Below are 19,235 nucleotides of genomic sequence, written 5' to 3' on the forward strand. Positions count from 1 at the left end.
GACTGTTATGGCGGGCAGCGAGACGAACGCGACTGAATCTGGCTTCCTTGTCGGCGCCATTGCCGCTGCCACATGGGTGGTGTCAGCAGTCGTTCACACGCTGATCTGATGGAACTGCCCTCACCGCCCCGAACCTCATTCGGGGCGCAACGGCGATGGCGACACGCGGAACGGATGAGCAACATTCGGGCGAAATCGAAAACCTTAACGTCCACTGACCAGCCATGCCATCCACCTGTTATCCACAGCTTATCCACAGGCACGGTGGCTGCGACCGTAGCAACTTCAATGACATTTGCCCGGCGGCGATCAATAGCTCGCAAATACTATGTGACCATCAAATGACACTGCGCTTTTGTTTGCCGGCGCAGATACAAACCGTGACGGGGCCGGGATAGATTTAATCTTGTTCCCGACCGTGGCGGCGGATACTGGGAGGAGGAGGCGGTGGGCCAGCGAGGGGCTCACCGCCTTTTTTCAGGCGGTGCGGGAGCTTCTATAAACAGAGACGCCGAGTTCCCTGATCTTCTTGCGCAAGGTGTTGCGGTTGAGGCCGAGAAGATCGGCCGCCTTGATCTGGTTGCCGCGCGTTGCCGTGAGCGCGGCCAGGATCAGCGGATATTCCATTTCGGTCAGCACACGATCATAGAGACCGGGCGGCGGCAGGTTTTCGCCGAAGCTGGCGAAATAGGTGCGCATGTTCTCCTCGACCGCTTGCGAGATCGTCATCGAGCCGCTGCGGATCGGCCCCTTGTCGATCGGGCTGTCGGGAACGTCGGAGCGCAGCTCGGCATCGATGATCTCGCGGGTGATGACATCCTGCGGATAGAGCGCCATCAGACGGCGGATGAGATTTTCCAGTTCGCGCACATTGCCCGGCCAGGCATAGGCCTTCATCAGTTCCAGCGCCTCCTGATCGAAGCGCTTGGAGCCGAGACCTTCCTTTTCGGCCTGCTGGATGAAATGGCGCACGAGATCGGGAATGTCCTCGGCGCGGTCGCGCAACGGCGGCAGGCGCAGCGGCACGACATTCAGCCGGTAGTAGAGGTCCTCGCGGAAGAGGCCCTGATTGATCGCCTGTTTCAGATCCTTGTTGGTGGCGGCGACGATGCGCACGTCGGTGCGGATCGGCGTGCGGCCGCCGACGGTGGTGTATTCGCCTTGCTGCAACACGCGCAGCAGCCGCGTCTGGGCGTCCATCGGCATGTCGCCGATTTCGTCGAGGAAGAGCGTGCCGCCTTCGGCCTGCTCGAAACGGCCGGTCGAGCGTGTCTGCGCGCCGGTGAAGGCGCCCTTCTCATGGCCGAAGAGCTCGGATTCAATCAGGTCGCGCGGGATGGCCGCCATGTTAATCGCGACGAACGGGCCATTGCGGCGCTTGCCGTAATCATGCAGCGCACGGGCGACAAGCTCCTTGCCGGTGCCGGATTCGCCGGTGATCATCAGCGTCAGGTCCGTCTGCATCAGGCGGGCGAGCACGCGGTAGATTTCCTGCATCGCCGCCGACCGGCCGACAAGCGGCATGCCGTCCTGCATATCCTCTTCGAGCTTGGCAGGCTTGCGCTTCGGCTCGGCGAGCGCGCGGCCGATGATGCCGATCAGCTCGGTCAGGTCAAAAGGCTTCGGCAGATAGTCGTAGGCGCCCTTCTCGGAAGCCTTGATGGCGGTCATGAAGGTGTTCTGCGCGCTCATGACGAGAACGGGTAGATCGGGACGCGCCTTCTTGATGCGCGGCAGCAGGTCGAAGGCGTTTTCGTCAGGCATCACCACGTCGGTGACGACAAGATCGCCCTCGCCCGCCGAAATCCAGCGCCAGAGGGTAGCGGCGTTGGAAGTGATGCGTACATCATAGCCGGCGCGGCTCAAAGCCTGGTTGAGCACGGTGCGGATCGCCGCATCATCATCTGCAACGAGGATCGTGGCTGTCATCGAGAATGTCCTGTCGAGCTTACGGAAGAAGCATCCTCGAGCGAAACGTCCTTCGACGCCGGCATGAGAACGCGGAAAGTCGTGCGGCTGTTCTGGCTGTCGCATTCGATGATGCCGCCGTGATCACCGATGATCTTGGCGACCAGCGCCAGGCCGAGACCGCTGCCGTTCGTCTTGGTGGTGATGAAGGGATCGAAGAGATGCGGCAGCAGATCGGCGGGAACGCCGGGGCCGTTGTCGTGAACGCAGAATTCCAAGGGCAGCGAGATCTTTTCACGGGTGCCAGCGACGGAAAGACGGATGCCCGGGCGATAGGCCGTCGTCAGCATTATCTCGCCGTCCGGCCGGTCACCGACTGCTTCGGCGGCGTTCTTCACCAGATTGAGGAAGACCTGGACGAGCTGGTCGCGATTGGCATAGACGGCAGGCAGCGATGGGTCATAACTCTCGGTGACGCGGATGTTGCGAGCAAAACCCGCCTTGGCGACGGCCTTAACGTGATCGAGCACGGAATGGATATTGACCGGCATGCGGTCGACCGGACGTTCGTCGGAAAAGACTTCCATGCGATCGACCAGCGAGACGATACGGTCGGTTTCGTCGCAGATCAGCCGGGTCAACGCCCGGTCGTCGTCGATCGCGGACTGTTCGAGCAGTTGCGCGGCGCCGCGGATGCCGGAGAGCGGGTTCTTGATCTCATGCGCCAGCATCGAAGCGAGACCGGTGACCGAGCGGGCAGCGGCGCGATGCGTCAGCTGCCGGTCGATTTTGTCGGCCATCGAGCGCTCCTGGAAGACGATGACGACGGCGCCGGGCTCGCTCAGCACAGGCGCGACATAGAGGTCGACGAGCTTGTCCTGACCGAGGCGGGGCGAACTCAGATCGACGCGATATTCGTTGACCGGTGCCTTGCGCTCGCGCACCTGATCGATCAGGGCAAGCAGCGGACTGCCGAAGGGAATGAAGGTCGAGATCCGGTATCGCGCCAGATGCGAGGCGCTGGCGCCAAAAAAGGCCTCCGCCTCCCAATTGGCAAAGGCGACGAAGCCGGATTCGTCGACCATGACGACCGGGTTCTGGATGGCGTTCAGCACGGCCATGGCGACGGTTCCGCCGGCCTGGTCGGGCGGAGATATGGTATCCTTCGTCATGCCGCCTCCCGGCTGTCGACAAGAGCTGCGTCAAGCGCCTCGTAAAGGCGCGCGGCCACTTCGCTCGGATCGCGCGAGGTCATGATCGCAGCCTTCTCGCCGCCGGCAAGTGCGGGGGCAAAACGCTCGAGATACCAGCCGAGATGCTTGCGGGCATGGCGGACCGCCACCGCCTCGCCGTAGAAATCGAGCATCATCCGGTAATGTTCGACGGCGATATCGGCAATGTCTTCACTTCGCGGCTCAGCCGCACCGGCAAGCACGCCGGCATGCCACGGCCTGCCCTGGCAGCCCCTGCCGATCATGACGGCATCGGCGCCGGAGCGGCGCAATATTTCCTGCGCATCGGCGGCGGTTTCGACGTCGCCATTGGCGATCAGCGGGATGGAGATGACGTCGCGGACGGCACAGATCGCATCCCAATCGGCGCGGCCTTCGTAAAACTGCATGCGGGTGCGCCCATGAATAGTGACGAGCTGAATACCGGCAGCTTCGGCGCGGCGCGCAATGTCGGGCGCGTTGATGGAATTCTCGTCCCAGCCGAGGCGCATTTTGAGCGTCACCGGAATGTCGACGGCCTCGACCGTCGCCTCGATCAGGCCGAGCGCGTGATCGGGATCGCGCATCAGCGCCGAGCCGGAATAACCGCCGATCACCTTCTTGGCCGGACAACCCATATTGATGTCGATGATATCGGCGCCATGATCGGCGGCGATCTTCGCCGCCTCCGCCATCCAGTGCGCCTCCCGGCCGGCAAGCTGCACCATGTGCGGCCGGAAACCTGCGGCCTTGAGCCGCGACCAGGATTCGGCCGTGTCGTTGACCAACTCGCGGCTCGCCACCATTTCGGTGACGACGAGGCCAGCGCCAAAACGCCACGCCAGCTCGCGGAAGGGCATGTCCGTGACGCCGGACATCGGCGCCAGCACAACGCGGTTCCGCACGGATACGGATCCGATTCGGAAAGGCGCTGCGAGGTCCTTGGAAATCAAATGATTATCTTTCAGGCACACCATGTAACTGCATTATTTTTAGCCATAGATCCATGGCTTTGCCAAGAGGGCTTGGATCGGATTCGATATTTTTTGGGCAGATGCTGGAAAAGACCCAAGCAAGAGGTTAGAGCACTCCGGTCAATTCCGCATATTTTAGGGGATTTATGCTGCAAATGCCGTCCAAGCAACCGATATCGGCTGGAATTGTCATCGTTGCCGCCGGCCGCGGCGAGCGTGCCGGATCCCCCAAGGAAGGCCCCAAGCAGTATCGCCCGATCGGCGGCAAGCCGGTTATCGTCCATACGCTTGAAAACTTCATGACATGGGAGCCGGCGACTGCGATCGTCGTCGTCATTCATCCCGATGACGAGGCGCTGTTTGCCAAGGCCTTCCGCCATATCATTTCGGCAACGCCGATCGAAACAGTGCATGGCGGCCCGACCCGGCAGCAATCGGTGCTGGCCGGCCTCCGGTACCTCAAGGACAAGCACGTCAGCCACGTGCTGATTCACGATGCGGTGCGGCCCTTCTTCGACCACGCGCTTCTCGACCGCATTGCCGAAAGCCTTGGCACCGGCGCGGCGGCGGTGCTGCCGGCCATGCCGGTGACAGATACGCTGAAACGCGCCGACGGCGCCGGCACGGTGCTGACGACGGTTTCACGCGAGCAGCTCTACGCGGCGCAGACGCCACAATCCTTCGCCTTCGAAACGATTCTCGATGCGCATGAGAAGGCGGCGGCGAGCGGGCGCAGCGATTTCACCGACGATGCTTCGATCGCCGAATGGCTGGGCATTCCGGTGACGATCGTCGAAGGCACGGCCGACAATGTCAAGCTGACGGTCAAGAGCGATATCGCACTCGCCGACGACCGGCTGTCGGCGTCGCTGCTTCCCGACGTGCGCACCGGCAATGGCTATGACGTGCACCAGCTCGAAGCAGGCGACGGCGTCACGCTGTGCGGCGTGTTCATTCCGCACGACCAGAAGCTGAAAGGCCATTCGGATGCCGATGTCGCGCTGCATGCGCTGACCGACGCGCTGCTCGCCACCTGCGGCGCCGGTGATATCGGCGATCATTTCCCGCCATCCGACCCGCAATGGAAGGGAGCGGCTTCGCGGATCTTCATCGAGCATGCCGCGCGGATCGTGCGCGAACGCGGCGGCACGATCATGAATGCCGATGTCTCGCTGATCGCCGAGGCGCCGAAGGTCGGCCCCCATCGGGAGGCCATGCGGGCGAATCTGTCGGAATATCTCGGCATCGATCTCGAGCGCTGCTCGGTCAAGGCGACGACCAACGAGACGATCGGCTTCGTCGGCAGGCGCGAAGGCATCGCGGCGATCGCCACGGCGACCGTCGTCTATCGCGGGAGGAAATGATGGGCCTTTTTCCTCCGGATATCCTTTCGGCGGCAGAGGCGATCATCCGTGACTTCACCGCGGCAGGGCTGATGGTTTCGACCGCGGAATCCTGCACCGGCGGGCTGATCTCAGGCGCGCTGACGGAGATATCCGGCTCATCCGCCGTCGTCGATCGCGGCTTCGTTACCTATACGAATACCGCCAAGACCGAGCTGCTCGGGGTGCAGGCGCAAACGCTCCTGCGGTTCGGCGCAGTCTCCGAGGAGACCGCCCGGCAGATGGCGCACGGCGCGCTCTTCCGCTCGCGCGCCGACATCGCCGTGGCCGTCACCGGCATTGCCGGCCCCGGCGGCGGTTCGGCCGAAAAACCGGTCGGCCTCGTGCATCTTGCCGCCAAATCGCGCACCGGTGCGCTCATCCACCGCAAAATGCTCTATGGCGACATCGGCCGCAGTGAAGTTCGGCTGGCAACGGTCAGGACGGCGCTGGAGATGGTGCGTTTGCTGCTCACGGTTTGAGAATGCCTCCAACCGGCCGTCAGGCTGGAGCGTAGATCTTGCTTGCGCGCGTTTCGAAGGCTTCGGTGAACATGCGGAAGGCGCGGTCGAACATCGAGCCCATCAACGCGCCGAGAATGCGGCTTTTGAATTCGTAATCGATGAAGAAATTGATGGTGCAGCCGCCAGCCGGCGTCTCGGCGAAATGCCAGCGATTGTCGAGATATTTGAACGGGCCGTCGATATATTTGACCTCGATGACGCGCTCGGCCCGGTTCAAGAGCACCTGGGTCGTGAAGGTCTCGCGGATCGCCTTGTAGCCGACGGTCATATCGGCCACGAGCAGGATCTTGCCGTCACGCTCCTTGCGGCTTCTGACCGACAGCGCCTCGCAAAGCGGCAGAAACTCGGGATAGTGTTCGACATCGGCAACGAGATCGAACATCTGGTCGGGCGTATGCGGGACGGAACGGTGCGTTTCGAAGTGCGGCATAGGCGGCAATTAAGCGGGCCGGCCGAGAAGATCAAGAAGCTGGCGCATCTGGCGACGGGATTTTAATTGGAGAATCGGCATTTCAGAGCCGCGCTCGGCGATGCCGGCGGCATGATCCCGAAGTGCGGCCTCGATTAAGGGGACGGCATCACGCTCGAAGTTCCAGATATAGAAAAGCGCGTCAAGCGAGAGGTTTTCAGGGCAGCCGGCAGGCAGTTCGGGGCGGTTACGCCCGAAATGACGCAATGCTCTTGAGATGGCACCGTACAGGCAGGCGTATCTTGGCGGGCGAAGCCAAATGACCGCCTGGGCGCGCGGCAGGCGAAGATGGAAGGAATTGAGGCCGGTTCCATCCATGATCCAGCGCTTTCCCGCTACGGCGTCGGTGATAAGACGATCGATCTCGTCACGCGGCCTCTTTCTCCAGCCGGGAAGCCAATAGAAGTCGCGATCCATGGAGATGTAATCGAGGTCGAGCACTTGCGAAAGCCGCTTTGCGAGCGTGCTCTTGCCGCTGCCGGGGCAACCGATCACCAGGATACGGTCGGCCGCGGCCAGCGCCAATTTCAAACCGGAAGTGACGTTCATTGGCTGCCCAAAGAAAAACCATGGCAATAATCACCGCGGTCAGTTTGTTGCCTAGCCGCGCCCCCTACTCGGCATCATCCTCGGCCTTGTGCGCCTTGTGCGGAGGATCTGCTGCCCTATCGATCGGTTGCAGATGCTCGGGACAAGCCCGAGCATGACGAAAGAGAGGTTGGCAGGACCCCAAACCTTACTCAGCCGCCACCAACAGCTTCTTTTCCCGCGCCGCCTTCAGCCGCGCAAAATCATCTCCGGCATGGTGTGACGAGCGGGTCAGCGGGCTGGAGGCGACCATCAGGAAGCCTTTGCTGTAGGCGACCGTCTCGTAGGACTTGAACTCTTCGGGCGTGACGAAGCTTTCGACCTTGTGGTGCTTGCGGGTCGGCTGCAGGTATTGGCCGATCGTCAGGAAGTCGACATCGGCGGTGCGCAGGTCGTCCATCAGCTGCAGCACTTCGTTACGCTCCTCGCCGAGGCCGACCATGATGCCCGACTTGGTGAACATGGTGGGATCGAGCTCCTTCACCCGCTGCAGCAGGCGGATGGAATGGAAATAGCGGGCGCCAGGGCGAACCGTCAGATAATTGCCGGCAACCGTTTCCATGTTGTGATTGAAAACGTCGGGCTTGGCAGCGACGACGCGCTCCAGCGCACCCGGCTTCTTCAGGAAGTCGGGCGTCAGGATCTCGATCGTCGTTGCCGGTGAAGCTGCACGGATCGCCCAGATCACCTTTTCGAAGTGTTCGGCGCCGCCGTCCTCCAGATCGTCGCGGTCGACCGAGGTGATGACGACGTGGCTAAGGCCCATTTCCCGGACGGCTTTGGCGACATTCTCTGGCTCGGCCATATCGAGCGCATTCGGCTTGCCGGTGGCGACGTTGCAGAAGGCGCAGGCGCGGGTGCAGATCTCGCCCATGATCATGAAGGTGGCGTGCTTCTTGTCCCAGCACTCGCCGATATTCGGGCAGCCGGCCTCCTCGCAGACGGTGACGAGCTTGTGCTCCTTCACGATCGCCCGTGTCTCGGCATAGCCCTTGGAGGTCGGCGCCTTGACGCGGATCCAGTCCGGCTTGCGCATGACTTCCGTATCCGGCCGATGCGCCTTCTCGGGATGGCGCACGCGCTTGGCGTCGGGATTGATCGTATCGAGAATGGTCACCATTGCAGTTTCAGCTTTCCGCCGCGCTTAAAGCGGCATCATCTCTTCGATCTAGCGCCGCACCAGCCGCGCAAGGAATATCAGCAGGCAGGCGCCAAGGAAACCCGTGACGAAGTAACCGAGGCGTCCACCGGCAAGTTGGACGTGGAACTGGGCGAGGATGGCGGTGGCGACGACCGAGCCGACGATGCCGAGCACGATGTTCAGGAAAATCCCGTATCGTGCATCCATCAGCTTGCCGGCGAGCCAGCCCGCAAGTCCACCGATGATGATTGCCGAAATCCAGCCCACGCCCTCCATGCCTGCCCTTCCCCCTAAGCGACTGCCCTGGCAACCAGCACCACGATGATCGCGCCGACGGTGGCGTGGATGATCTGCACGACCAGCGCGTTTTCAATGCCCAGCGAAATGCCCAGCGCGCTGAACAGATAGCCGCCGACGAAGGCGCCGATGATGCCGCTGAGAAGACATCTGATCAGGCCGCCGCCACCGACGACCAGACTTGCGAGGAAGCCCGCCACAAGCCCGATCAGCAAAAACACCAGCAACGCCTGCGTCTCCATAGACATGAGGATTTCCTTTCGTTTTTACTACCCCGGAGCGGCTTAAGCCATCACGGGAGGACAGCTTCGTCGCCTCGGGATAGAGGGCGGCCCTGGAAATTATCAAGCGTTCAGCACGCGGCCATAGGCATCCAGCACCGCTTCCTTCATCGTTTCGGAGACGGTCGGATGCGGGAAGATCGTGTGCATCAGCTCTTCTTCCGTCGTCTCGAGGTTCATCGCGACGACGAAGCCCTGGATGAGCTCGGTGACTTCAGCGCCGACCATATGGGCGCCGAGCAGTTCGCCGGTCTTCTTGTCGAAGATCACCTTGACCATGCCCTGATCTTCGCCGAGTGCGATCGCTTTGCCGTTTGCCGCGAAGGAGAAGCGGCCGACGCGGATGTCGCGGCCCAGCTCCTTGGCCTTGGCTTCGGTGAGACCGACGGAAGCGACCTGCGGGTTGCAATAGGTGCAGCCGGGAACCTTGCCCTTGTCGGTTGGATGCACATTCGGCAGGCCGGCGATCTTCTCGACGCAGACCACACCTTCATGCTCGGCCTTGTGCGCCAGCATCGGCGGGCCGGCGACGTCGCCGATCGCATAGATGCCGGCGACATTGGTCTTGCCGTAACCGTCGGCGACGACGCAGCCGCGGTCGGTCTTGATGCCGAGCGCTTCCAGGCCAAGATTTTCGATATTGCCCTGAACGCCGACGGCGGAGATCATCCGATCGGCGGTGATCTGCTGGACCTTGCCATCTGACGTCTCGACATGGGCGGTGATGCTGCCCGCACCTTTCTCGACCTTCGTGACCTTGGCGCTGGTGAAGATCTTAAGGCCGCGCTTTTCCAGCTGCTTGCGGGCGATGGCGGTGATTTCGGCATCTTCGACCGGCATGATGGTCGGCATGACTTCAACAACCGTCACATCGACGCCCATCGAGCGGTAGAAGCTGGCGAATTCAATGCCGATCGCGCCCGAGCCCATGACGATCAGCGACTTCGGCAGCGCGTCGGGCTTCAGCGCCTCGAAATAGGTCCAGATCAGCTTGCCGTCCGGCTCGATACCCGGCAGCGCGCGCGGGCGGGCGCCGGTCGCGATGATGATATGCTTGGCGGTATAGGTGCCCTCGCCCTTGACGTTTTTCGGCAGCGGATGCTGCGGCTCGACGACCGGCTTCGACGACTTGCCGACGACGATTTCGCCGGGCTTCGTCAGCTTGGCCTCGCCCCAGATGATGTCGATCTTGTTCTTCTTCATCAGGAAGCCGACGCCGGCGTTGAGACGGGCGGAAACGGCGCGCGAGCGGCCGACGACGGCCTTGGCGTCCGGCTTGACGGTACCTTCGAGAACGAGACCGAAGTCCTTGAAGTGGTTGGCGTGATCCAGCACTTCGGCCGAGCGCAGCAGCGCCTTGGTCGGGATGCAGCCCCAGTTCAGGCAGATGCCACCCATATGCTCGCGCTCGACGATCGCCGTCTTCAGGCCGAGCTGGGCCGCGCGGATGGCGGCGACATAGCCGCCGGGACCGGAGCCGATGATGATAACGTCGTAGGATTCCGCCATATGTGTCCTGCCCTTTGTTTACGCTGCGCTGCGGGTCATGAGCACCCACGCGTGTCTCTTGCTGTTTTCGAAGGGCGGCACGGCATCAGCGCGCGCAGCCTCCGAGAATCCGTTTCTTCCATAAAGCGACAGAGCCGCCTCGTTATCACTTGCGGTAATGAGACTGACAGGCCGGCGATCGGCCCTGTCGATCTGATCCTCTAGCAACCTTCGCCCGATCCCGATTCCGCGCAGATGGCGATAGACGCAGAGACTGCCGATGAACCAGCTTCCCACCACCGTCTTCTGCAAGGCGAGCATCGGCTCGGTCGCCGCGATCGTCGCCTCGACATCCTCTATGGCTTCATCCAGCACATGGCCAATCGCCACGCCAGCAACTTCACCATAAGCCTCGGCGATAACGGCATCCCGCCAACCGCCGACGGCCTCCTCCTCGCTCATCTTCAGCCGCCCTCGCTCCAAGGGTGTGTCGCTCACACCATTCGCAACGTCGGCAAACCAGAGCCAGGAAGCAAAGCCATGCGATGCGATATCTGCCAGGATCGCCAGCTCCGAGGCATCGCGCCGTGAGGCCTGCCGCAGGGCGATGAAGGCGGTCATATGCTCAGATCCCCAGCATCATCCGCACGATCGATTCCAGGCCGCGACCGAGGGCACGGGTGTTCTCCGCATCGAGATGAATGCCGTCGATCGGCGTGGTCTTGGCGACGGAGTTGCCGTCGAAAAAGCCGCAGCCAAGTTCGTCGGCAAGGTCACGATAGAGCGTCGCGAGCTTGGCCGATTCTTCGATGCCGCCGGGAAAGGATGCGGCGAAGGGCACATTGCCCGTCGCGCAGATTGCCGGCGGCGCCACGATCAGGATCTCCGGCCCGTCGAATTCGAAGGGCCAGGCGTGATTGCGGATCAGCCGCACGAGGCGGCTGATGCCCTGGCAGGCGGCAAAGGCCGAACCGGCCACAACCGGCTTCATGTCGTTGGTGCCGAGCAGGAGGATGACGAGGTCGAGCGGCGCATGCGTCTGCAGGATGGTCGGCAGGACGCGCGCGCCGTTGCGGTCGCAATCGGCGAGGTGATCGTCGAAGGCGGTGGTGCGACCGTTCAGGCCTTCGGCAATGATACGCGCCTCGCTGCCCAGCGCTGCCTGAAGCACGCTCGGCCAGCGATTCTTGTACTCATGACGGCCGATCGTCTCGGCGTCATAACCCCAGGTCAGCGAGTCGCCATAACAAAGAACGGTCTTGGTCATTTCCGCCTCCGCTTAGCGCTTAGACAAGCATGCCCATCGGGTTTTCGATGTAGCCCTTGAAGGCCTGGAGCAGCTCGGCGCCGAGCGCGCCGTCGACGCAGCGATGGTCGGTCGACAGCGTGACACTCATGACCGTGGCGATCGCCATTTCGCCGTTCTTGACGACGACCCGCTGCTCGCCGGCGCCGACCGCGAGGATCGTCGCATGCGGCGGGTTGACGACGGCGGCGAAGCTCTTGACGCCCATCATGCCCATGTTGGAGACCGAGCTGGTGCCGCCCTGATATTCCTCGGGTTTCAGCTTGCGGTCCTTGGCCCGCTTGCCGAGATCGCGCATCTCGTTGGAGATGACAGACAGCGTCTTCTGCTCGGCCTTGCGGATGATCGGCGTGATCAGGCCGCCGGGGATCGAGACGGCGACGCCGACATCGGCGTGCTTGTGCTTGACCATGTTGCTGTCGGTCCACGACACGTTGGCGTCGGGAACATCGCGCAACGCCAGCGCCATGGCCTTGATGACCATGTCGTTGACCGAGAGCTTATAGGCCGGAGCGTTGTCCTTGCGGGGAGCCGCATCGTTCAGCTGGGCGCGCAGCGCCATCAGTGCGTCGAGCTCACAGTCGACGCTGACGTAGAAATGCGGGATCGTCTGCTTGGATTCGACCAGGCGCCGAGCGATCGTCTTGCGCATGCCGTCATGCGGCACGAGCTCGTAGGAGCCCGGCTCGAAGAGCTTGAGCACGGCGTCATCGGAGGCGCCCTTCGGCGCTGCTGCGGCCGGCGCAGCAGCCTGCGGAGCAGCAGCAGCCGGTGCGGCGGCAGGTTTGGCGCCACCGCCGGCAACGGCGGCTTCGATGTCGCTCTTGACGACGCGGCCATGCGGGCCGGAGCCTGCGACCGCCGAAAGATCGATGCCGGCTTCCCTGGCAAGCCTGCGAGCGAGCGGCGAAGAGAAGGTGCGGTTGCTGCCGGCCGGAACTGCCGCGGGTGCGGCGGCGGGCGCAGCAGGCGGAGCGGGCTCAGCCTTCGCCGGGGCAGCCTCGGCCTTCGGCGCCGGAGCGGCTTCGGCCTTGGCGGGAGCGGGCGAACCCGCGCCGCTTGCAGCAGCACCGACATCCTCGCCATCGGCCGCGAGAACGGCGATCAGCGCGTTGACCTTGACCCCTTCGGTGCCGGCGGCAACGACGAGCTTGGCGACCGTGCCTTCATCGACAGCTTCGACTTCCATCGTCGCCTTGTCGGTCTCGATCTCGGCGATCACATCGCCTGACTTGACCTTGTCGCCTTCCTTGACCAGCCACTTGGAAAGATTGCCTTCTTCCATGGTCGGAGAGAGGGCGGGCATCGTGATATTGATCGGCATCGAGATACCCTCCCCTTATTTGTAGCAAACAGCCTTTACCGCATCGACGACTTCGCCGACGTTCGGAAGCGCCAGCTTTTCGAGATTGGCGGCGTAAGGCATCGGCACGTCCTTGCCCGCAATCGTCAGGATCGGCGCATCGAGATAGTCGAAGGCCTGCTGCATGACGCGGGTGGCGATTTCAGTGCCGACGGAGGACTGCGGATAGCCTTCCTCGACGGTGACCAGACGGCCGGTCTTCTTGACCGATTCGATGACCGTCGGAAGGTCCATCGGGCGGATGGTGCGAAGGTCGATCAGCTCGACGTCGATGCCGATCTTTTCGAGTTCGGCAACCGCCTTCGTCGCATAGGTCATGCCGATGCCGAAGGAGACGACCGTGGCGTCCTTGCCCGAACGATGGATGCGGGCCTTGCCGATCGGCAGAACGAAATTATCGAGCTTCGGCACGTCGAAGTGCTGGCCGTAGAGAATTTCATTTTCGAGAAAGATGACCGGGTTCGGGTCGCGGATCGAAGCCTTCAGCAGGCCCTTGGCGTCGGATGCGGTGTAGGGCATGACGACCTTCAGGCCGGGGATGGCGCTGTACCAGGCCGCATAATCCTGGCTGTGCTGGGCGCCGACGCGGGCGGCCGCACCGTTCGGGCCGCGGAAGACGATCGGAGCGCCCATCTGGCCGCCGGACATATAAAGCGTTTTGGCGGCCGAGTTGATGATGTGGTCGATCGCCTGCATGGCGAAGTTGAAAGTCATGAATTCGACGATCGGGCGAAGGCCGGCCATGGCGGCGCCGACGCCGACGCCGGCAAAGCCGTGTTCGGTGATCGGCGTATCGATGACGCGGCGGGGGCCGAATTCCTGCAGCAAGCCTTGGGTGACCTTGTAGGCGCCCTGATATTCGGCGACTTCCTCGCCCATGACGAAGACGTCGTCACTGGCGCGCATTTCTTCGGCCATGGCGTCTCGAAGCGCTTCGCGCACCGTCATCGATACCATTTCGGTGCCGGCAGGGATTTCCGGGTCATTCGGAACGGCAGCCTTGGGCTCGGCCGGAAGCGGTGCGGATGCAGAACCGCTATTGGTCGGCTTTTCTTCCTGGGCAACCTGCGGAGCAGCGACCGGAGCCGGCTGCGCAGCAGCAGGAGCGGTGGAAATCGCGTCGGCCGATTCGCCATCCTGCAGCAGCACGGCGATCTTGGTGTTGACCTTGACGCCTTCGGTGCCGGCATCGACGAGCAGCTTGCCGATGACGCCCTCGTCGACGGCTTCGACCTCCATCGTCGCCTTGTCGGTCTCGATTTCGGCAATGATGTCGCCAGAGGTGACCTTGTCACCTTCCTGCTTCAGCCATTTGGACAGCGTGCCTTCTTCCATCGTCGGAGAAAGGGCGGGCATGAGGATATCGATAGGCATGGGTTCCCTCCCCGATTAGAGCAGAATGTCGGTGTAGAGCTCAGATGCATCCGGCTCCGGATCGGCCTGAGCGAAATCGGCGCTGTCGGCGACGATGTCGCGGACATCCTTGTCGATCGCCTTCAGATCGTCTTCCGAGGCCCAGCCCTTTTCGATGAGGCGCGCCTTGACCTGCTCGATCGGATCCTGCTCGGAGCGCATCTTCTGCACTTCTTCCTTGGAGCGATATTTCGCCGGGTCCGACATGGAGTGGCCGCGGTAACGATAGGTCAGCATTTCGAGAATGATCGGGCCCTTGCCGGAGCGGCAATGTTCAAGCGCCTCGTCGGCCGCCGCCTTGACGGCGCGGACATCCATGCCGTCGACCTGGATGCCGGGGATGCCGAAGCCGGAGCCGCGCAGCGAGTAGTTCGACTGCGCGGTGGCGCGGGCGGTCGACGTGCCCATGGCGTAGCGGTTGTTCTCGACGATATAGACGATCGGCAGCTTCCAGAGAGCGGCCATGTTGAAGCTCTCATAGACCTGGCCCTGGTTGGCAGCGCCGTCGCCGAAATAGGCGATCGCGACATTGCCGTTGCCGCGGTAATTATTGGCAAAGGCAAGGCCGGTTCCGAGCGAAACCTGGGCGCCGACGATGCCGTGGCCGCCGTAGAAATGCTTTTCTTTCGAGAACATGTGCATCGAGCCGCCCTTCCCGTGGGAATAGCCGCTGCGGCGCCCGGTCAGCTCAGCCATGACGCCGCGCGCTTCCATGCCGGTTGCGAGCATATGGCCGTGGTCGCGGTAGGCAGTGATGACCTGGTCGCCTTCCTTCTGCGCCATCTGCATGCCGACCACAACAGCTTCCTGACCGATGTAGAGATGGCAAAAGCCGCCGATGAAGCCCATGCCATAAAGCTGACCAGCCTTCTCCTCGAAGCGGCGGATCAGTAGCATCTCGCGATAGGCCTTGAGTTCCTCATCCCGATCGAAGTCGGCTACCGGGCCTCCATTCGATGCTTTGGCTGCTGGTTTTGCTGCAGTTTTGCGGCTGGAAACGGTCGCGGTCTTTCGCGGCGCCATTCAACCCTCCCTATGGGTTTGTCGTTTCTCGGTGGCGCGTACCATAGGGAAGAAATTTGACCACAGCAATGCCATAATTGCATGGCTCGTATTCGGCGTTAAACTATTGGAAATAAAACATAATTTCTCATTAACCGAATTCAGGTTAATTGGAGTAATGGTTGAATATGACGATCTCGTCCGCACGCGACATATTCAGCTGATATCGCGCCTTTTCGTCCAACATGTCCTTGTCGAGCGAACCGTCACTGAGAAGCGCGACCTGGTTTTCCAGATGTTCGCGCCTCGCCTTCAGTACCGCAAGCTCTTTTTCGCGCGCGACGCGCTGACGCTCGAACGTCTCCGTCGCGCGCAACCCGTAATCGCCATGGACACAATGATAACCGAAATAGGAAAGGAAGGCGACCGTCATGGCCGGAATGACGAAGCGGCCGAGCTTTCTCTTCTTATGATGCTTTGTCCACATACACTATGCTCTTGAACGCATTACCAATTCGTTCAGCATAGTGCGCAGAGATTAACCGTTCGTTGACCGTAAAAATCAGGCGATAAAAAACCCGCGCCGGGCCGGCGCGGGTCAAGCAATTGACGTCAGATCGATCAGCCGCGGATGATCGAGCGGCCGGCGTATTGAGCCTGGGGCCCGAGGCCCTCCTCGATACGGATCAACTGGTTGTACTTTGCTAGGCGGTCGGAACGTGACAGCGAGCCAGTCTTGATCTGGCCGCAGTTGGTGGCAACCGCGAGATCGGCGATGGTCGAATCCTCAGTCTCGCCGGAGCGGTGGGACATGACGGCGGTGTAGGCTGCCTTATGCGCCGTATTGACCGCATCGAGCGTTTCCGTCAGCGAACCGATCTGGTTGACCTTGACCAGGATCGAGTTGGCGACACCCATGCGGATACCGTCGCGAAGACGGGCGGAGTTCGTGACGAAGAGATCGTCGCCGACGAGCTGGATCGTCTTGCCGGCCAGATCGGTCAGCGCCTTCCAGCCGTCCCAGTCGTCTTCGGCCATGCCGTCTTCGATTGAAATGATCGGGTACTTGGCGGCAAGTTCAGCCAGATATTCGGCCATGGCGCCCGATTCGAGCGTGCGACCTTCACCTTCGAGCACGTATTTGCCGTCCTTGAAGAATTCCGTCGAGGCGCAGTCGAGGCCGAGGTAGATGTCCTCACCCGGCTTGTAGCCAGCTTTCTCAACCGACTTGACGATGAAGTCGAGGGCTTCCGAAGCGCTCTTCAGGCCCGGCGCGAAACCGCCTTCATCGCCAACATTGGTGTTGTGACCCTGAGCTGCAAGTTCCTTGCGCAGCGTATGGAACACTTCCGAACCCATACGCACAGCTTCGGCGATCGAATCGGCGCCGACCGGCAGGATCATGAATTCCTGGAAGTCGATCGGATTGTCGGCATGGGCGCCGCCGTTGATGATGTTCATCATCGGCACCGGCAGCAGGCTCGCCGAAGCGCCGCCGACATATCGGTAGAGCGGCAGGCCGGAGGCCTGAGCGGCAGCCTTGGCGACGGCAAGCGACACGCCGAGGATGGCGTTGGCGCCGAGACGCGACTTGTTCGGCGTGCCGTCCAGTTCGATCATGATGTTGTCGATCTGGATCTGGTTTTCGGCGTCGATACCGCCGATGGCGTCGAATATCTCGGTGTTGGCGGCCTCGACCGCCTTCTCGACGCCCTTCCCGAGGTAGCGCTTGCCGCCGTCGCGCAGCTCGACCGCCTCATGGGCGCCTGTCGAAGCGCCCGAGGGAACGGCCGCGCGGCCCATGCTGCCGTCTTCGAGATAGACGTCGACTTCGACGGTGGGATTGCCACGGCTATCGAGGATCTCGCGGGCGATGATATCGGTGATTGCAGTCATGGGTTCTTCCTGCTCGGTGGGTGATCAATCGTTCGAAGCCTGTCATAATCGAAGGCGAGCAAATTACAATGCCGCAATTTCCGGCCTCCGAACCAGCATTCCGTCGTGGCCTAAACCACGATCATGTCAGCCTGTTGAAAGTCAGGCCTTAGCGATCGCGTCGAAGGCAAGCAGCTTCTCGAGCAGTCGCGGCATGTCCTTGAGGTAGACCATGTTCGGGCCGTCGGACGGCGCGTTGTCAGGGTCCTGGTGGGTTTCGAGGAAGACGCCGGCAATTCCGGTCGCCACCGCCGCCCGCGCCAGCGTTTCCACGAATTCGCGCTGACCGCCGGAGGAATCGCCCTGCCCGCCCGGCTGGGCGACGGAATGGGTCGCATCGAAAATGACGGGCGCGCCCATCGCCGCCATGATCGGGAGCGAGCGCATGTCGGAAACCAGCGTGTTGTAGCCGAAGGAAGCGCCGCGCTCGCACAGCAGCACGTTCGGATTGCCGCTGGCATTGAGCTTCTTCAGGACGTTCTTCATATCCCAGGGGGCGAGGAACTGCCCCTTCTTGACGTTGACGACGCGGCCGGTCCTGGCGGCGGCGATCAGAAGATCGGTCTGGCGGCAGAGGAAGGCGGGGATCTGCAGAACATCGACCACTTTGGCCACCTCGGCGCACTGTTCGGCCGTATGAACGTCGGTGATCACGGGAAAGCCGAATTCCTTCTTCAGGTCGGCGAAGACCTCCATGCCCTTTTCAAGCCCGATGCCGCGCTCGGCCGAGAGCGAGGTGCGGTTCGCCTTATCGAAGGAACTCTTGTAGACGAGGCCGATGCCGAGCTTTGCGCAGAGCTCCTTCAGCGTGCCGGCGACCATGAAGGCGTGATCGCGGCTCTCCATCTGGCAGGGGCCGGCAATCAGCGACAAGCGGCCGGTATTGGAAAAGGTGACCTGGCCTTCGCCTTCGCCGATCTTGACCTCGGAATTGGTATCAGTGCTCATCGTGGTTCCTCGAAGGCAAAAAGCGCGCCCTGCCCGGGCGTGGGCTTCACCAGAATGCGATTGTTCTTGCGTGTGTATGTCACTCCGTTAGCAGCCAAATGCGCTTCTGTCACGGCAAGATCGGTAACGGTGAAGAGGATTGCCCGGCCGCGCAGACCACGATCGGCGGAGGAGACGACAAGCTCGAAATAGGCCTCCAGCCCTTCCGGCGTCATCAGGCTGATCTTGGCATTCGATGCCGCGATATTCATACCGAAACCGGTTTTTTCCACCGCCGTTTGCCCGACCGCAAGACCAACGAAGGCGGCAAACGCAACCGGCTCCGGCGCACAAAGCGCGATCTCGGCAATGCCCGTCACGCCGTTGGCATGCGCCTCCAGCGCCGCGCGATCGGCCGGGAAGGAGTTGATGCGCTGACAGGTGAAGAGAAAGAAGTCGGGCGCGCGCAGATCTCCTGAAAAGGCCAGTTTGAAGCTGCCGACGCTTTCCGAACCGTCCGGCATTCGCATCGGCCGGCTGAACTGCAGCATCTCGCCGGCGCTCGCGCCGTTGCCGACGAACCGCCGATGATCGAGGCCGGCATCCTCGGTGAGAAAGGCCAGCGCCGAAAGTCCCTCCTCGCCGCAGCGGAAGCGGAAGGCGCGATTGCGAGCGATGAAGACATTGCCCTCGCGGGCCGCTGTCTCGCTCTCCTCGACACTCGCCACGCCGAGCGGCTCGATATAGGTCTTGTCGGCGAAAAAAACGCAGGCATTTTCCGTTCCGAACGGATGGCGCGCATCGGCGGCGACGGTAAAGCCGAGCTTGCCGAGCCTTTCGCGCGCCAGGTAGATATTGACGACCGGCAGCACGACATGATCCAGCGGGTGCGGCTTGGTGGAATGTCCGATCATAGGATCCCTCCTGACACGTCAAAGAGATGTGCGGCAGCCCCATTCCCAATGCAAGACATGTGCGCCAATCCGACGAATGAAAATAAAAATCTCGACGAGTTGGCGAGGAGTT

General features: G+C 62.0%; 20 protein-coding genes. 2 read left to right on the forward strand and 18 right to left on the reverse strand.

Annotated features, from left to right (window positions below; translation table 11 throughout):
- Nucleotides 1–477 precede the first annotated feature (477 nt).
- From ntrC to dusB, 3 genes are read right to left on the reverse strand one after another with little or no spacing between them, the layout of a single operon-like run.
- The gene (gene ntrC, locus GGI60_RS11340; protein WP_183915749.1) at nucleotides 478–1,929 is read right to left on the reverse strand and encodes a nitrogen regulation protein NR(I); all 1,452 of its coding nucleotides are present in this window, start codon (nucleotides 1,927–1,929) and stop codon (nucleotides 478–480) included.
- On the reverse strand, nucleotides 1,926–3,080 hold the full coding sequence (locus tag GGI60_RS11345) for a two-component system sensor histidine kinase NtrB (RefSeq protein WP_183915751.1): 1,155 nt from the start codon (nucleotides 3,078–3,080) through the stop codon (nucleotides 1,926–1,928). Before GGI60_RS11345 ends, ntrC begins: the two co-directional genes overlap by 4 nt.
- Nucleotides 3,077–4,096, reverse strand: a complete 1,020-nt coding sequence (gene dusB, locus GGI60_RS11350; RefSeq protein WP_183915753.1) for a tRNA dihydrouridine synthase DusB — start codon at nucleotides 4,094–4,096, stop codon at nucleotides 3,077–3,079. The genes GGI60_RS11345 and dusB overlap by 4 nt, the downstream gene beginning before the upstream one ends.
- Before the next feature lie 143 nt (nucleotides 4,097–4,239).
- Here dusB and GGI60_RS11355 point away from each other — a divergent pair, with 143 nt between their 5' ends.
- Nucleotides 4,240–5,457, forward strand: a complete 1,218-nt coding sequence (locus tag GGI60_RS11355; protein ID WP_183915755.1) for a bifunctional 2-C-methyl-D-erythritol 4-phosphate cytidylyltransferase/2-C-methyl-D-erythritol 2,4-cyclodiphosphate synthase — start codon at nucleotides 4,240–4,242, stop codon at nucleotides 5,455–5,457.
- On the forward strand, nucleotides 5,457–5,957 hold the full coding sequence (locus tag GGI60_RS11360) for a CinA family protein (RefSeq protein WP_183915757.1): 501 nt from the start codon (nucleotides 5,457–5,459) through the stop codon (nucleotides 5,955–5,957). Before GGI60_RS11355 ends, GGI60_RS11360 begins: the two co-directional genes overlap by 1 nt.
- A 19-nt stretch (nucleotides 5,958–5,976) precedes the next feature.
- Here GGI60_RS11360 and GGI60_RS11365 read toward each other — a convergent pair whose 3' ends face one another.
- From GGI60_RS11365 to GGI60_RS11435, 15 genes are all read right to left on the reverse strand, one after another.
- Nucleotides 5,977–6,429 carry a type II toxin-antitoxin system RatA family toxin gene (locus tag GGI60_RS11365; protein ID WP_097608808.1) on the reverse strand — a complete coding sequence of 151 codons (453 nt, stop codon included), beginning with the start codon at nucleotides 6,427–6,429 and terminating at the stop codon, nucleotides 5,977–5,979.
- Between the two features lie 9 nt (nucleotides 6,430–6,438).
- Nucleotides 6,439–7,017 carry an AAA family ATPase gene (locus GGI60_RS11370; RefSeq protein ID WP_183915759.1) on the reverse strand — a complete coding sequence of 193 codons (579 nt, stop codon included), beginning with the start codon at nucleotides 7,015–7,017 and terminating at the stop codon, nucleotides 6,439–6,441.
- A 187-nt stretch (nucleotides 7,018–7,204) separates the two neighbouring features.
- The gene (gene lipA / locus GGI60_RS11375; protein ID WP_183915761.1) at nucleotides 7,205–8,176 is read right to left on the reverse strand and encodes a lipoyl synthase; all 972 of its coding nucleotides are present in this window, start codon (nucleotides 8,174–8,176) and stop codon (nucleotides 7,205–7,207) included.
- Between the two features lie 48 nt (nucleotides 8,177–8,224).
- Nucleotides 8,225–8,473 carry a GlsB/YeaQ/YmgE family stress response membrane protein gene (locus GGI60_RS11380; RefSeq protein ID WP_088683956.1) on the reverse strand — a complete coding sequence of 83 codons (249 nt, stop codon included), beginning with the start codon at nucleotides 8,471–8,473 and terminating at the stop codon, nucleotides 8,225–8,227.
- Nucleotides 8,474–8,487: 14 nt separating this feature from the next.
- On the reverse strand, nucleotides 8,488–8,742 hold the full coding sequence (locus GGI60_RS11385) for a GlsB/YeaQ/YmgE family stress response membrane protein (protein WP_011425215.1): 255 nt from the start codon (nucleotides 8,740–8,742) through the stop codon (nucleotides 8,488–8,490).
- Between the two features lie 96 nt (nucleotides 8,743–8,838).
- Entirely contained in the window at nucleotides 8,839–10,284 is a 1,446-nt protein-coding gene (gene lpdA, locus GGI60_RS11390; RefSeq protein ID WP_183915763.1) for a dihydrolipoyl dehydrogenase, read from the reverse strand.
- Nucleotides 10,285–10,302: 18 nt separating this feature from the next.
- Entirely contained in the window at nucleotides 10,303–10,884 is a 582-nt protein-coding gene (locus GGI60_RS11395) for a GNAT family N-acetyltransferase (RefSeq protein ID WP_183915765.1), read from the reverse strand.
- A gap of 4 nt (nucleotides 10,885–10,888) precedes the next feature.
- Nucleotides 10,889–11,530 (reverse strand): SGNH/GDSL hydrolase family protein, encoded by a 642-nt coding sequence (locus GGI60_RS11400; RefSeq protein ID WP_038688707.1) that lies wholly within the window; start codon nucleotides 11,528–11,530, stop codon nucleotides 10,889–10,891.
- A 19-nt stretch (nucleotides 11,531–11,549) separates the two neighbouring features.
- Entirely contained in the window at nucleotides 11,550–12,893 is a 1,344-nt protein-coding gene (locus GGI60_RS11405; RefSeq protein ID WP_183915767.1) for a pyruvate dehydrogenase complex dihydrolipoamide acetyltransferase, read from the reverse strand.
- Nucleotides 12,894–12,908: 15 nt separating this feature from the next.
- The gene (locus GGI60_RS11410) at nucleotides 12,909–14,306 is read right to left on the reverse strand and encodes a pyruvate dehydrogenase complex E1 component subunit beta (RefSeq protein WP_183915769.1); all 1,398 of its coding nucleotides are present in this window, start codon (nucleotides 14,304–14,306) and stop codon (nucleotides 12,909–12,911) included.
- 15 nt (nucleotides 14,307–14,321) lie between these two features.
- Nucleotides 14,322–15,368 carry a pyruvate dehydrogenase (acetyl-transferring) E1 component subunit alpha gene (gene pdhA / locus GGI60_RS11415; protein ID WP_183915771.1) on the reverse strand — a complete coding sequence of 349 codons (1,047 nt, stop codon included), beginning with the start codon at nucleotides 15,366–15,368 and terminating at the stop codon, nucleotides 14,322–14,324.
- Nucleotides 15,369–15,513: 145 nt separating this feature from the next.
- Entirely contained in the window at nucleotides 15,514–15,834 is a 321-nt protein-coding gene (locus GGI60_RS11420; protein WP_183915773.1) for a septum formation initiator family protein, read from the reverse strand.
- Between the two features lie 134 nt (nucleotides 15,835–15,968).
- Nucleotides 15,969–17,243: a phosphopyruvate hydratase gene (gene eno, locus GGI60_RS11425; RefSeq protein ID WP_183915775.1), complete on the reverse strand. Its 1,275-nt coding sequence runs from the start codon at nucleotides 17,241–17,243 to the stop codon at nucleotides 15,969–15,971.
- A 141-nt stretch (nucleotides 17,244–17,384) separates the two neighbouring features.
- Nucleotides 17,385–18,230, reverse strand: a complete 846-nt coding sequence (kdsA, locus tag GGI60_RS11430) for a 3-deoxy-8-phosphooctulonate synthase (RefSeq protein WP_183915777.1) — start codon at nucleotides 18,228–18,230, stop codon at nucleotides 17,385–17,387.
- Nucleotides 18,227–19,123 (reverse strand): VOC family protein, encoded by an 897-nt coding sequence (locus GGI60_RS11435; protein ID WP_183915779.1) that lies wholly within the window; start codon nucleotides 19,121–19,123, stop codon nucleotides 18,227–18,229. The genes kdsA and GGI60_RS11435 overlap by 4 nt, the downstream gene beginning before the upstream one ends.
- Nucleotides 19,124–19,235 lie beyond the last annotated feature (112 nt).

Source organism: Rhizobium lentis (assembly GCF_014200175.1).
Lineage (GTDB): Bacteria > Pseudomonadota > Alphaproteobacteria > Rhizobiales > Rhizobiaceae > Rhizobium > Rhizobium mulingense.

Excerpts from the sequence above, each read along its gene's own strand:
- ntrC (WP_183915749.1), bottom strand. The coding sequence starts at position 1,929 with ATGACAGCCACGATCCTCGTTGCAGATGATGATGCGGCGATCCGCACC.
- GGI60_RS11345 (WP_183915751.1), bottom strand. The coding sequence starts at position 3,080 with ATGACGAAGGATACCATATCTCCGCCCGACCAGGCCGGCGGAACCGTC.
- dusB (WP_183915753.1), bottom strand. The coding sequence starts at position 4,096 with ATGGTGTGCCTGAAAGATAATCATTTGATTTCCAAGGACCTCGCAGCG.
- GGI60_RS11355 (WP_183915755.1), top strand. The coding sequence starts at position 4,240 with ATGCTGCAAATGCCGTCCAAGCAACCGATATCGGCTGGAATTGTCATC.
- GGI60_RS11360 (WP_183915757.1), top strand. The coding sequence starts at position 5,457 with ATGGGCCTTTTTCCTCCGGATATCCTTTCGGCGGCAGAGGCGATCATC.
- GGI60_RS11365 (WP_097608808.1), bottom strand. The coding sequence starts at position 6,429 with ATGCCGCACTTCGAAACGCACCGTTCCGTCCCGCATACGCCCGACCAG.
- GGI60_RS11370 (WP_183915759.1), bottom strand. The coding sequence starts at position 7,017 with ATGAACGTCACTTCCGGTTTGAAATTGGCGCTGGCCGCGGCCGACCGT.
- lipA (WP_183915761.1), bottom strand. The coding sequence starts at position 8,176 with ATGGTGACCATTCTCGATACGATCAATCCCGACGCCAAGCGCGTGCGC.
- GGI60_RS11380 (WP_088683956.1), bottom strand. The coding sequence starts at position 8,473 with ATGGAGGGCGTGGGCTGGATTTCGGCAATCATCATCGGTGGACTTGCG.
- GGI60_RS11385 (WP_011425215.1), bottom strand. The coding sequence starts at position 8,742 with ATGTCTATGGAGACGCAGGCGTTGCTGGTGTTTTTGCTGATCGGGCTT.
- lpdA (WP_183915763.1), bottom strand. The coding sequence starts at position 10,284 with ATGGCGGAATCCTACGACGTTATCATCATCGGCTCCGGTCCCGGCGGC.
- GGI60_RS11395 (WP_183915765.1), bottom strand. The coding sequence starts at position 10,884 with ATGACCGCCTTCATCGCCCTGCGGCAGGCCTCACGGCGCGATGCCTCG.
- GGI60_RS11400 (WP_038688707.1), bottom strand. The coding sequence starts at position 11,530 with ATGACCAAGACCGTTCTTTGTTATGGCGACTCGCTGACCTGGGGTTAT.
- GGI60_RS11405 (WP_183915767.1), bottom strand. The coding sequence starts at position 12,893 with ATGCCGATCAATATCACGATGCCCGCCCTCTCTCCGACCATGGAAGAA.
- GGI60_RS11410 (WP_183915769.1), bottom strand. The coding sequence starts at position 14,306 with ATGCCTATCGATATCCTCATGCCCGCCCTTTCTCCGACGATGGAAGAA.
- pdhA (WP_183915771.1), bottom strand. The coding sequence starts at position 15,368 with ATGGCGCCGCGAAAGACCGCGACCGTTTCCAGCCGCAAAACTGCAGCA.
- GGI60_RS11420 (WP_183915773.1), bottom strand. The coding sequence starts at position 15,834 with ATGTGGACAAAGCATCATAAGAAGAGAAAGCTCGGCCGCTTCGTCATT.
- eno (WP_183915775.1), bottom strand. The coding sequence starts at position 17,243 with ATGACTGCAATCACCGATATCATCGCCCGCGAGATCCTCGATAGCCGT.
- kdsA (WP_183915777.1), bottom strand. The coding sequence starts at position 18,230 with ATGAGCACTGATACCAATTCCGAGGTCAAGATCGGCGAAGGCGAAGGC.
- GGI60_RS11435 (WP_183915779.1), bottom strand. The coding sequence starts at position 19,123 with ATGATCGGACATTCCACCAAGCCGCACCCGCTGGATCATGTCGTGCTG.